The sequence below is a fragment of the Pseudomonas frederiksbergensis genome, from assembly GCF_035751725.1.
GTDB classification, from domain to species: Bacteria; Pseudomonadota; Gammaproteobacteria; order Pseudomonadales; family Pseudomonadaceae; genus Aquipseudomonas; species Aquipseudomonas frederiksbergensis_A.
On sequence record NZ_CP142104.1, the window covers coordinates 937,968 to 951,850 of the forward strand.

The window sequence follows — 13,883 nt, forward strand, 5'->3', positions numbered from 1 at the left end:
CGGTTTCAAGTCTGAAACAGTGGAACGAACGTACCTTAATGTCGCATCTTTATAACTTTTGACGCATTTGACCGTTTGCGCCGGTTTTTTTGGGGCAAGCGGCGCCCGTTGGCGGTGCGACGCAGGGCTGCGACGCACCGCCATGGGGCGGGTTTTACTTGTTCAAACCCACGCCGTAGAAGGGTGTAAGGCCAAACGGGCTGAGTTTGAAATCCACCACTTCCTTGCGTATCGGCTGGAACACCGTTGAGTTGGCAATGGGCGTGATGGGCACTTGCTGCTTGAGGATTTTCTGCGCCTGTTGATACAAGTCGATGCGTTTCTGGCGGTCGGTCGCGACCTTCGCCTGCTGGATCAACCGGTCGTAGGCCGGGTCGCACCACTTGGCGTAGTTGCTGCCCTTGACCGCCGCGCAGCTATAAAGCACGCCGAGCCAGTTGTCCGGGTCACCGTTGTCGCCGGTCCAGCCATAGATCATCGCGTCGTGTTCGCCGTTCTTGGCGCGCTTGATGTATTCGCCCCATTCGTAGCTGACGATGTTGGCCTTGATGCCGATCCTGGCCCAATCCTGCTGGATCATTTGCGCCGACATTCGCGCGTTGGGGTTGGAGGCGCGCTGCACTGTCATCGCCCACAAATCAATGGTTGTACCGGGCGCAACCCCGGCTTCCTTGAGGAGCGCCTTGGCCTTGGTCACGTCATGGAGCGCGTCCTGGATCGTTGGGTCGAACGACCATTGGGCCGGTGGCAAGGCGTTCTGCGCCAGCTGGCCAGCGCCTTGGTACACGGCCTTTATGATCGCGGGCTTGTCGATGGCCATGTCCAGCGCCTGGCGGACCTTGAGCTGGTCCAGCGGCGGGTGCGTCACGTTGTACGCCAGGAAACCGAGATTGAAACCGGGCTGCTTTAGCACCCGCAGGTTCGGGTCCTGCTCCATCACTTCGATATCGGCCGGGCGCGGGTAACCGCTGACCTGGCATTCGCCGCGCTTGAGCTTCTGCAGGCGCACGGCGGCGTCCGGAGTGATGGAAAAAATCAGATTGTCGAGCTTCACGTCCTCGGGGTTCCAGTACGCGGTGTTGGCGACGTAGCGGATCTGCGAATCCTTCTGGTAACGCTTGAACACGAACGGCCCGGTGCCGACGGGTTTCTGGTTCAGGTCGCCGGCCTTGCCTTCCTTCAACAATTGCGCCGCGTATTCGGCGGATTGCACCGAGGCAAAGCTCATCGCCAGGTTCTGCACGAACGCGGCGTCGACATTATTGAGGTTGAAACGCACGGTGTGCTCGTCGACCTTCTCGACGCTCTTGATCGTGGTGTTCAGGCCCATGTCGGTGAAGTACGGCGATTCGGTGGGGTAGGCCTGGCGGAACGGGTGCCGTGGGTCCAGCAGGCGTTGGAAAGTGAACAGCACATCATCGGCGTTGAAGTCGCGGCTCGGGGTGAAGAACTCGGTTGTATGAAACTTCACACCCTCGCGTAGGTGGAAGGTGTAGGCCAGGCCGTCGGCGGAAACGTCCCAACTCGTCGCCAAGCCCGGCTCGACCTCGGTGCCGCCGCGCTTGAATTGGGTGAGGCGGTTGAAGACGGTTTCGGCCGAGGCATCGAAGTCGGTGCCGCTGGTGTATTGGCTGGGATCGAACCCGGCGGGGCTTGCTTCGGAGCAGTAGACCAGGGTGTTGGCGGCTTGGGCCAGTGGCGCTGCGCTGACCAGTGCGAATGCGAGCAAAAGGGGTTTTAACGTGGTTCTGTCCATGAAATCCCTTGGGGCGTGGCGAAAGGTTTTCCGAAGACTAGCGGTTGGGACAAGGGTGTAGGAAATATCCAAAAGTAAGGGGCACCCCTGGGTTTGGGCATACCGCATTTTCTACCAATATTTAATTGACGCCGGAATAATGGCTATCTAGTATCGCGCCACTATTTTGATATTGCTTGCTGGGCAGGGAATGACAAGCGTCTTCCTTGCCTTGGGGATGAGGTCGTGTCTGGCTTTTCTGCCAGTGACCTCGGCACGGATGACCTCCTTAATTGCGCTGCAACGAGACCCGATCATGGACGACCGCCAATACGCCTTCCTGGCCCGCCAACCTTCTGCTGCCCTGAAAAACCGCGAGCGGTTCCTCGGCATGCCCAAGCGCAGCCTGGCGTTCCTGCTGGCCAACGTCATGTTCTGGCAACCAATGTGGGCCCAGGCCGAGGGCATTGTGGTCAGCGCGCCCGGCACCGGCCTCGACCGCGCGGGCAATGGCGTGCCCATCGTCAACATCGCCAAGCCCAATGCCAACGGCCTGTCCCACAACCAGTTCAAGGACTACAACGTCGACAGCAACGGCGTGATCCTCAACAACGCCACCAACCGCACCCAATCCACGCAACTGGGCGGGATCATCCTCGGCAACCCGAACCTCAAAGGCTCAGCCGCACAAACCATCCTCAACGAAGTCAACGGCGGCAACCCCAGCCAACTGCGCGGCTACACCGAAGTGGCGGGTCAGTCGGCCCACGTCATCGTCGCCAACCCGTATGGCATCACCTGCAACGGCTGCGGCTTCATCAACAGCCCGAAAGTGACCTTGAGCACCGGCAAACCGGTGGTGGAAAACGGTCGGTTGGACCGCTACCAAGTGGATCAGGGCAGCGTCGCCATCGAAGGCGCGGGCCTCAATGCCAGCAACGTCGACCACTTCGAAATCATCACCCGCAGCGCCAAGATCAACGCCGAGATCCAGGCGAAAAACCTGACGATTGTGGCCGGTCGCAATGACGTCAATGCAGAGACTTTGAGCGCCACCGCTCGCGCTGATGACGGCAGCGCTAAGCCGGAACTGGCGATCGACTCGTCGGCGTTGGGTGGCATGTACGCAGGCGCCATCAAACTGGTGGGCACCGAGGCCGGCGTTGGCGTGAAGTTGGACGGCAAGTTGATTGCCAGTGGCGGGGATATCCAGCTTGATGCCAATGGGCGTTTGAGCATGGTTGATACCTCGGCCAGCGGGGCGGTTAACGTCAAGGCTGCGAGCGTTGATGTGCGGGGGTCGGTTTATGCCGGTACGACGTTGAATGCGCAGACCCAGGGTGATCTGACGAACCGGCAAACGTTGGCGGCGCGGGATGGGATTGTTCTGAGTGCCGGCGGGCAACTGACAAACAGCGGCATTATTGAAGCTGGAGTGAATGCGGATAACACGCGTAATGCTTTGGGGGATGTAAGCGTTACGGCGAATACGCTCGATAACCACGGCAAGAGCATCGTGGCCAGTCGTAATCTCACGACCACCGTTGCGCAGGCGTTGAACAACCAGGGTGGCACTCTGAGCGCCGGACAAACCGCCACGGTCAAGGCCGGGACGCTGGATAACCAGAACAAAGGTCGCGTGCTGAGCAACGGCGCGCTGAACGTCAGCGCTGACAAGCTGCTCAACACGCAGGGCGTGGTCAGCAGCAACGGTAGCCTGACGGTTGACGTTGGGCAGTTGGATAACCATGACGGCGAAATCTCCAGCGCCGCCGTTACTCAAGTCACCGGCGCCGCTTTGAATAACCGTAGCGGCCAGATTCTGGGCGACCTCGGTCTGAACATCGACCTCAGCGGCGCGCTGGACAATCGCGATGGTTTGCTGGGGTCGGGCAAACACCTTGACCTGCGCGCGGCCAGTCTGGATAACCGTGACGCTGGCGTATTGGTCAGCGACGGCACCCTTACCACTCGTATCAGTGGTTTGTTGGATAACCAGAATGAAGGTGAAATTACCGCCAAAGGCGTAATCGATCTGCGCAATGCCAGCCTCGACAATCGTGGTGGCAAGATCCGGGGCCAAAACAGCCTGACCGTAATCGGTGGTTCGACCGACAACCGTGGCGGCGTGATCCAGGCGGACGAGCAACTGAAACTTCAGGTTGGCCGACTGGATAACCGCGATAAAGGTTTAATCAGTAGCAAGGCTGGTATCACCTATGAGGGCGTGCGCCTAGATAACGCTGGCGGCCTGCTCAGTGCCGTAGGTCCGGTCGCCCTCAATGCTGATGAAGTGCAAAACGCGGCTGGCCGGATCTCGAGTCAGAACGATCTCACCGCCACCATCGGTCTGCTGCAACAGCAGGGTGGTGAACTGGTCGCCCAGGGCAATCTGAAGCTGACCGGTACTACCCTTGATAACCGCAATGGCGGGTTGATCGGCACCACTAAAGCGCTGACGTTGAAGGTCGAGGACATCGACAACCGCGCCGGCGAGCTGTCCAGCAGTCTGTTGTTGGACATCGACGGCCAGCGTCTGGACAACAGCGACGCAGGGAAAATTCTCGCCGCTACCGATCTGCAAGTGACCGTTGCCAAACTGATCAACCAGAACAAAGGCCTCATCGTTGCTCAGGGTTCGACGGTTCTCAGCGGTGCAACGCTGGACAACAGCGGTGGCAGCCTTAACAGCCTAAAAGGGCTGGACATTACCCTCGACGATGCCTTGCTCAATACCCAGGGGCTCATCAACAGTGAAGGGGCGCTGACCGTCAACGCCCAGAGCGTGGACAACACCGGGGCGAACCTTGGCAGCGCCGGTGCGTTGTCCGTAACCAGTCGTGGCGCCTTGCTCAACCGCGGCGGATCGATTAGCACCGACAGCACATTGATGGTCGACAGCGTCAGCCTGGACAACAGCCAGAAAGGCCTGATCTCCGGTAAAGACACCACCACCGTCACCACGGGCGATATGAATAACAGTCAGGGCGGTCGGTTCATTAGCGGCGCCGCCCTGGATCTCACCGCCAAGCAGGTCAACAGTGCCGCCGGACGCATTGCAAGCCAAAAAGCCTTAACCGCTTCAGTCACCGGCCTTGATCAACAGGGCGGTGAGCTGTTCAGCCAAGCCAGCCTGAGCCTGGACCTGAACAACGGTCAACTGAACAACCAGGGTGGGCTGATTAACGCGCCGTTGCTGATGCTGAAAAACCTCAACGGCGTTAACAACCAGAACGGCGAAATATCCAGTCAGCAGGCGTTCAACGTCACCGCCAGCGACCTGAACAATAACGGTGGCAAGCTGCTGAGCAGCCAAGGCCTGACCCTGCGCATTACGCAGGCCCTGGATAACATCAAGGGGGTGATCTCCGCCGCTTCTCTGGACAGTCGCAGCGCAAATCTCAACAACAATGGAGGCCTGATCAGCAGCTTCGATCGACTGGAACTGCAAACCGACAAAACTCTGGATAACCAGAGCGGTACCGTGGTCGCTGACGGTGAGCTCCTGCTGGTCGCCGAAACCCTGGATAACCGCAGCGGTGAAATCGCCGGCAAGGCTGACGGCATTGCTCAAGTTACGTCTCTGGACAATAGCAAAGGCCAACTGATCACGACCGGCACCTTGCAGGTCACCGCCGACACACTGGACAACCGTTTCAACGGTCTGTTGGGCGCAAGCAAAGCCATGACCCTGACGGTTGATGACGTCGATAACCGTGGCGGCGAACTCACCACTAATTCTGACTTGTCGATTATCGGCAAGAAATTCGATAACCGCGATGGTGGCAAGGCCTTCGCCGGCCAGGCTATGAAGCTGACCGTCGATCAACTGCTCAACGGCAACAAAGGCCTGCTCAGCGCCACCACCACCCTGAACGTTGAGGGGCGTTCGCTGGATAACACCGGCGGCAATCTGTTGAGTGTGCAGGGCATGCACCTGGACCTGACCGACGCGTTCGATAACAGCCAGGGCCAGGCCAGCAGCGAAGGCGCCTTGACCGTCGAGACCGGCGAGCTGACCAACACTCAGGGCAGTCTCTCCAGCGCGGGCGACCTTAAACTCATCAGTGACACCAGCATCAAAAACCAGGGCGGCAACCTGATCACCGATGGCACGCTCACGCTGAACAGTGCCAGCCTCGACAACCGCCAGGGTGGCAGCATCAGCGGCAAGGGCGCGGTGACGGTCACCACCGGCGCGTTCGACAATAGCCAGGGCGGCCGACTGACCAGCGCCGCCACGCTAGACCTCGTCGCAGGCCAGGTCACCAATCAGCAAGACGGCCGCATCGGCAGTCAGGACGCCTTGACCGCAACGGTCACCGGCCTGGATCAACAAGGCGGCAAGCTGTTCAGCAATACCCGCCTCAGCCTGGACATGCAAAACGGCCAGCTCAACAACCAGGGCGGCCTGATCAACGCACCAGGCGCTCTGCTGCTCAAGCAACTCAACGGCATCAACAACCAGGGCGGTGAAATTTCCAGCGCCCAAGCATTCACCCTGACCGCACAGAATCTGGACAACAGCGCCGGCAAACTGCTGAGCAACCAGGCACTGACCTTGCGCATCACCAACGTGATGAACAACCTCAAGGGCCAGATCGGCGCGGCGGCCCTTGATGTTCGGGCGGCCAGTTTGAACAACAGCGGCGGTAGCCTGGTCAGCCGAGGCGATCTGGAACTGACTTCCGATGGCTTGTTGCGCAACGACACCCAGGGGCTGATCAGCGCGGCCCAAACCCTCACGCTCAACAGTGGTGATTTCAACAACCAGGGCGGCACGGTGCTCGGCGTCGACGCTGTCACCCTCGACACCCAGGCGCTGAACAACCGTGAAGGCGGGTTGATCCACAGCCAGGGAGATCTGACGCTGACCGGCACCCATCTGGATTCCAGCAATGATGGTGAAGCCTCGGCCAAGGGCGATATCAACCTGACGCTGACCGCCTTGACCCAGCAGGCCGGACGTTTGCTCGGGGACAAGGCGGTTACCGTGACCCTTGCCAACGGCGACTTCGATAACAGCAATGGGTTGCTGACCGCCAAGGGACCGCTGACCTTCAACCGTCTGCGTGACCTCAACAACCAGAAAGGAGAAATCTCCAGCAGCCTGGGGTTCAATGTCATCGGCCGCGCCTTGAACAATAGCGCTGGCAAGCTGATCAGCAGCCAGCGTTTGGGTGTCGCCGGCACGACTCTGATCAACCAGAAAGGGTTGATCTCTGGTTGGCAGGGCCTGGCCGTTGAAGGCGGCAGCCTGGATAACCGCGACAACGGCACGCTTTCGAGTCGCAACGGTGATGTTGCCGTGGACCTCAAGGAGGCGCTGCTCAACAGCAACGCCGGTGCATTGGTCAGCCAGGGCAAGCTCAGCGTCAAATCAAACAGCCTGGACAACAGCAACAAAGGCATCCTGAGCAGTGGCGCGGGGCAGACACTTGAGCTTGAAGGCGAGCTCAAGAATAGCCAGGGCGGTCTCATCGGCAGCGGCGCGGGGCTTGGTATCAGCGCCACCGCGTTGACCAACGTCGGTGGTGCCGTCAACGCGCAACAGTCCATCAGTGCCGATGTGAACTCCCTGGATAACCGCGCAGGGCAGATCGTCGGCAATGCTGCGCTGACGCTGAACCTGCTCGGTAGCTTGAACAACAATGACGGCAAACTGGCCGGCGCCGGCCCGATGCTGATCAAGGGCGTGACCGATCTCAGCAACCAGAAAGGTCAACTCGCCGGCCAAAGCACACTGACCTTGCTGACCCAAACCCTGGACAACAGCCTGGGCGGGACTGTCGCGGCCAACGATGCTCTGCTGGTCACCGCCAGCGGTGCGGTGCGCAACAACACCAACGGGTTGATCTACAGTCAAAAGGCCGACGTGCAGGTCCAGGCGGGCAGCCTCCTCAACGGCAAAGGCACGATTCAGGGCGAGAACGGCCTGACCCTCGATATCAGCGGCGACTTTGATAACCAGAGCGGCAAAGTCATCGCTCAAAGCGGAACGACCTTCGTCAAGGCCGCCAATATCGACAACCGTGGCGGCATATTGTCGAGCGTCGCGGGTGCGTTGGAAGCTCGGACCGTAGGCGTATTGCGCAACGGTTATGACCTCAATAACAGCAATCAGCGCGGTATCATCCAGGGCCAGGCATTGAAACTCACCGCCCTGGCCGGCCTGAACAACATCGGCGGACGGATCTCGGCGCAAGGCTCCGACGCCAGCGTCACCAGCGCTGCCTTCGAAAACCGAGAGGGCGCGCTCTACGCCAAGGGCTTGGCGGCAGTGACCGGCACAAGCCTGAACAACGCCGGCGGTCAGATGGCCGGTGACACTGTCAACCTGAGCATCACCGGAACCTTGAGCAACCGCGCCGGTATCATCGAAAGCGACACCCAACTGACCGTCAAGGCGATCAGCCTCGATAACCAGGCCGGACAGCTTCGTTCACTCGGCAGCACAGGCAAAACCAGCTTCCAGATTGGCGGCCTGCTGGACAACCGCAATGGTGTCCTGGAAACCGCCAACACTGACCTCACACTGGCCGTCGGGAGCTTCCTCAATGACGGCGGTCAACTCAACCACGTAGGCCTTGGCACGTTCGATATCTCCACCGCCAACGTGATGGGTGCCGGCGGCGGTATAACCACCGGCGGTACGTTGGCTCTGAATGCCGACACCTGGACCAACTCCAGCGTGATCCAGGCCGGGCGGTTGAACGTCAACGTCAACAACTTCACCCAGACGGCCAGCGGCCAACTGTTGGCCACCAAGCATTTGCAAGGCCGCGGGACGAACTGGATCAACAACGGACTGTTCGCCAGCGACGCCAGCCTGGATCTGCAACTGGGCGGCAGCTATGGCGGCAACGGTCGGGTGTCGAGCCTTGGCGACCTTTACCTGAGCGCTGCGCAGTTGAACCTCAATGCGGCCTCAAGCATTGCCGGTGGCGGCGCCACTACGATCAAGGTTGGCGGACAGCTAAGCAATGCGGGCAGGTTGACATCCAACGGGGGGCTAACTGTTGAGGCGGGGAGCCTGAACAACACCGGCACCTTGGGTAGCGCGCAGTCGTTGCGGGTAAAAACGCCTTCTTTGATGAACGACCATGGGCTGATTTTCAGCGGGGATGACACCGCGCTGGAAGTCGGCAGTGTGACCAACAGCTATGGCGACTTCTACAGCCTGGGTGATCTCACTGTTAAAGGCTATAACGGCGCGGCGCGGGCCAATGTGCTGGAAAACATCTCCGGAGTCATGGAAAGCGCCGGGGACATGTCCATCAATGCCACCACCCTGAACAACCGTGGCGAAAAATTCGAAGTTGCCCGCAAGCTGATCTCGTCGTTCATTGCCGTGCATTGCAATGATTGCAGCGGCGACACCTATTACGTCGACTACGGGTTGCGTGAAATCTACGAAGGGTCGGTGGTCGACCAGTCGCCAACGGCCAAACTGACCGCCGGCGGTAACTTCACCTTCAATGGTGGGGACTTCCTCAACAGCCGCGGCGAAGTGACGGCGGCTCGTAACATCACCATCGCGGCCAACAACTTCAGCAATATCGGTGCGGCCAGTGGAACCATCGAGCGCACACGGATTTTCAGTGCGCCGGGGATTACCGACGGTACGCATAACCGGTTTGCCCTTGGGGCGATGTGGGAGTTCAACAAGCGCAACGACAACGGGCCGTTGACCTTTCACTACATCGATGATGTCGGGCAATTCCGAACCACCGACTACGCGATGGAAAGGTACTACCAAAAAGGTAGTGAAGAGGAGCGCATGATCCTGGTGGATAGCGTAACCAGGCGCAAACTGGATAGATATGGCGCATGGCATAAGCCTGAGCGCTATGAAACGTCCGAATACGACCCCAACAACCTGCTGCCTCTTCCTGCCCAGCTCACCCGCTTTAACGTGACCAGCGACGTGGAAGTTTCCCGGGACGGAGGTTCTGTTCAATCGGCTATCGTCCAGGCGGGTGGAAAGGTCAGCATTAGCGCAGCGCAAACCCTGAGCAACAGCGTCGTACACGAAGATTATGCCTTCAGTGCGGGTGTTGATCGTCGGCAGAACACGCTGGGCGGTGGCACCGGTAAACCCTTGCTCGTGCATCTCAACAGCCAGTTACCTCCCGATCTTTCCAAACAACAGGTCAATCCGTTAAGCCTGCCGGGATTCGTATTGCCGACGGGGCAGAATGGTTTGTTTCGCCTCAGTGACCAGGGTGGGACGTCCAAACCGATCCCCTTGGCTCCGACCGGGACGCAGGGCTGGAGTCTGAATAGCGCGGGCGTCGATGCGCTGCAACATACGGCGGTTGCTGCCCTCGGCCCACGCACCCTATCGGTCGACGGCCCTGTATCCGTCTCTGACAGTCAGCGGGCCGTCGACCCGGTAAGGCGTCTGCCGTTGCCGGTCACGGAGAATGCCAGCGCTGTTGACGTCTCGGTTCTTTCGACCGCGATCGGGGCAGGTCCACGCGCCGACATCAAGGCGGCGTTGGTGACGCGGCCTGTCAATCGCGTCACCGGTCTCCCGGATGTCCAGGCACCGTCCAATGCGCACAAGTACCTGATCGAAACCAATCCGGTGCTTACCAACCTCAATCAGTTCATGAGTTCGGATTATCTGCTGGAAAACCTGGGCTACGATCCAGACACTGCCGCCAAACGCCTGGGTGATGGCTTGTATGAGCAACGCCTTGTTCAGCAGGCCGTTGTCGCCCGCACCGGCCAGCGTTTCATCGACGGCCAGACCTCCGACGAGGCGATGTTCAAATACCTGATGAACAATGCCATCGCCAGCAAGGACCAACTGAACCTGGCGGTGGGCGTAACCCTCACCGCACAGCAGGTCGCCGCCCTGACCCATGACATTGTCTGGCTCGAAGAGCACCAGGTGAATGGCGAGAACGTGCTGGTGCCGGTGCTGTACATGGCCAACGCCAACAACCGGTTGGCCGCCAATGGCGCGTTGATCCAGGGCTCCGATGTCACGCTGATTGCCGGCAAGGACCTGACCAACTCCGGAACGTTGCGAGCCAGTAACAATCTCTCCGCCACTGTGGGCAATGACCTGGTCAATAGCGGGTTGGTGGAAGCGGGGAATCGGCTGGACCTGCTGGCCGGCAACAACTTGGTGAACAAAGCCGGCGGGATTATCGCCGGGCGTGATGTGAACCTCGTGGCTGTCAGTGGCGACGTGATTAACGAGCGTACCGCGACGACGCTGGACTCACGGTACTCCAGCACCACGCTACACCGCGATTATGTCGACAGCGCCGCCCGGATCGAAGCGGCCAATGAACTGACGATCTCGGCCGGCCGTGATGCCGTCAATGCCGGTGGGGTGATGAAAAGTGGTGGCGATACTTACATTGATGCCACTCGCGACATCAGTGTCCTTGCCGTGCAAGAGCGCGACTCTGGCAAACAGTCTCGCTTCCGTAACGAAACGATTACGCAGCACAGCGCCAGCATCGACGCCGGGCGAGACCTGACGCTCAAGAGCGGACGCGACATAGCCGTGGTCGCCAGTGACATCGCGGCCAAGCGCGACGTGTCGATGACCGCAGCCGAAAACCTGTTGCTGTCTTCCGCTGCCGATGAAAGTCACAGCTATTCCAGAATCCGCAAGACAACCCGTCAACAAGACAAGGTCACTCAAGTGGCTGCCACCGTCGAGGCGGGGGGCGACGTATCGCTTAGTGCCGGCGGTGACATGGCGTTGGTGTCCAGCCGGATAACGGCGCGGGACGAAGCGTATCTGGTGGCGGCAGGAAAAGTCGAACTGCTTGCGGCGCAGAACAGCAGTTATTCGCTGTACGACATGAAGAAGAAAGGCGGCTGGGGCAGCAAGAAAACCCAACGCGACGAAGTTACCCATGTCACCAATATCGGCACGCAAATCAGCACCGGTGGTGATCTGACGGTGCTCAGCGGCGGTGACCAACGCTACCAGGTGGCCAAGCTTGAAAGTGGTCAGGACATCAATCTCGCCAGCGGCGGCGCCATCACCTTTGAAGGCGTTAAGGACCTCCATCAGGAGAGCCATCAGAAAAGCCGCAACAGCATGACCTGGAACTCCGCCAAGGGCCGCGGCAACACCGATGAGACCTTGCGTCAAAGCCAACTGGTCGCCCAGGGCGACTTGGTCATCAACGCCGTCAACGGCTTGAACATCGATATCAAGAAGATCAACCAGAACACCGTCAGCCAGACCATCGACGCCATGGTCAAGGCCGACCCGCAACTGGCCTGGCTCAAGGAAGCCGAGCAGCGCGGTGATGTGGATTGGCAACTGATCAAGGAAACCCACGAGTCGTTCAAATACAGCAGCTCGGGTATGGGGCCGGCGGCGATGCTGGCGGTGATTATTATCGTCACTGTTCTGACGGCCGGCACGGCAAGCGCAGCGGTGGGAACAGCAGCCAGCGCGACGGCGGGCTCAGGCACTGCGATGGCGGCAAGCGGGGTCGCATCCGGTGCAGCGCTGACGGGGGGAGCTGCCGTTGGTTCCACTGTTGGGGCGGGGCTGGGGAACATAATGGCCTCCGCTGTGCTGACCTCAATGGCCAGCGGCGCAGCGGTCAGTGCGATTAATAATCAAGGCAACCTGGGTGCAGTCTTCAAAGACGTCTTTTCATCGGAGAGTCTGAAAGGTTATGTGCTGGCAGGTGCATCAGCGGGGATCGCATCGCAGTTCGGGTTTAGTGCTACGGATCTGAAGTTTGATCTCGCCAGCGCACAGAGCGTGGCGATCAAAGTGGCCGCTGACGCTGCTGCCAAGACAGCAATCATGGGGGGGAGTCTGAAGGACAACCTGGTGGCTTCCGCGTTGGGTTCGGCCATCAGTATTGGTGGGGCGGTTTCGGCTAATAAAATTGGTGACATTACTGCCTTCGACGACGGCAAGCTTTCCAAAGTCGTGATGCATGCGGCTTTGGGTGGTTTGATGGCCGAGGCGATGGGGGGCGACTTCCGTACGGGGGCAATTGCGGCGGGGGCGAATGAGGTACTGGTAGATTTCCTCGCGGATAAGTTATTACCGAAAGGTGTAAGTAAAAATAGCCTGGAGTACCAGCAAGGCGTCAGCAAACTGTTGGCCGCCTCAGAGCTTGTAGGCGTGCTGACCACGGTAGCAACTGGAGGTGATCCATCCATCGCCGCTACGGTTGCGGCTAATGCTACCCAGAACAACTTCCTAAATCATACGGAGAACGCCGAGCGTTTCGAGGCCATTAAAGGTTGTAAAGCTGGCGATCAGCAGGCTTGTACTCGTAGGGATGAGCTCAACCAACTGGATGTAAACCGTGACAAGGCTGTTTGGGCTGCATGTGATGGAGCAGCAACAAGCCCTGCCTGTACCACTGCACGGACGGAAGCCCAAATAGCTCGATTTGACTTGTTGAGGCATCAGAATACCTCGCAAGCGCAAGAACAGCTGCAGCAAGCCTTGAAAGACCCTGACTTGATGAACTTCACGATTCAGGGTGAGTTGCGCAGCATCAAAATGCTCGACGATGCAGTCATTCGGCAAATTTCGACTAGCATCAGCAAGAGCCTATTTTCGATAGGAACTGACCTGGCGCCGGGGGTTGGAGATGTAAAGGCTTTTGCAGAAGCTGAGGATGCATGGGACTATATTTTTGCATCGATAGGTGTGGTTCCTGGTGCTGGTGATATTTTTGCTTTTGGGGTGCGTGAGAGCAGAGCCCTGCTAAAGGATGGCAAGGCGCAGGAAGCCAGTGATCTACTTGAAAGCTTGGCGACTTACGCTTCGGATGCAAAAGACGCAGGGAAAACCCTGCCTGAGATACTCAGCCCGACCTATAGGGAACTAAAGGGGTTGAATAAAGGTTTTCAAGCGCATCACACTCTACCGCAGTATTTGGGGGAGATGTTGGGATACACCCGTAACGATATGCTTGATCATCCGGCTACTTTGATTACTCAATATGCTCACACTGGAGCAGTTAATCCGGATGCCATGCATAAAGCGATCAATCAATATTTGCCACCAATGAAGGAAGGCAGAAAAGCAATTTATACTCCAGACCAAATCAAAACGGGATTGCAGCAGGCGTATAAGGATATTGGGCGTCCAGAGCTATTTGGATCTATTGAGCATTTAATTAAGTAGGTAATC

At 58.8% G+C, this 13,883-nt stretch carries 2 protein-coding genes; one reads left to right on the top strand and one right to left on the bottom strand.

What is annotated here, in order from left to right; all coding sequences use genetic code 11:
• Positions 1-154: 154 nt before the first annotated feature.
• Complete coding sequence (locus VQ575_RS04115; RefSeq protein ID WP_198726269.1) at positions 155-1,756, bottom strand: ABC transporter substrate-binding protein; 1,602 nt, start codon at positions 1,754-1,756, stop codon at positions 155-157.
• A gap of 295 nt (positions 1,757-2,051) precedes the next feature.
• Here VQ575_RS04115 and VQ575_RS04120 point away from each other — a divergent pair, with 295 nt between their 5' ends.
• Positions 2,052-13,877 carry a two-partner secretion domain-containing protein gene (locus tag VQ575_RS04120; RefSeq protein ID WP_325919140.1) on the top strand — a complete coding sequence of 3,942 codons (11,826 nt, stop codon included), beginning with the start codon at positions 2,052-2,054 and terminating at the stop codon, positions 13,875-13,877.
• Positions 13,878-13,883 lie beyond the last annotated feature (6 nt).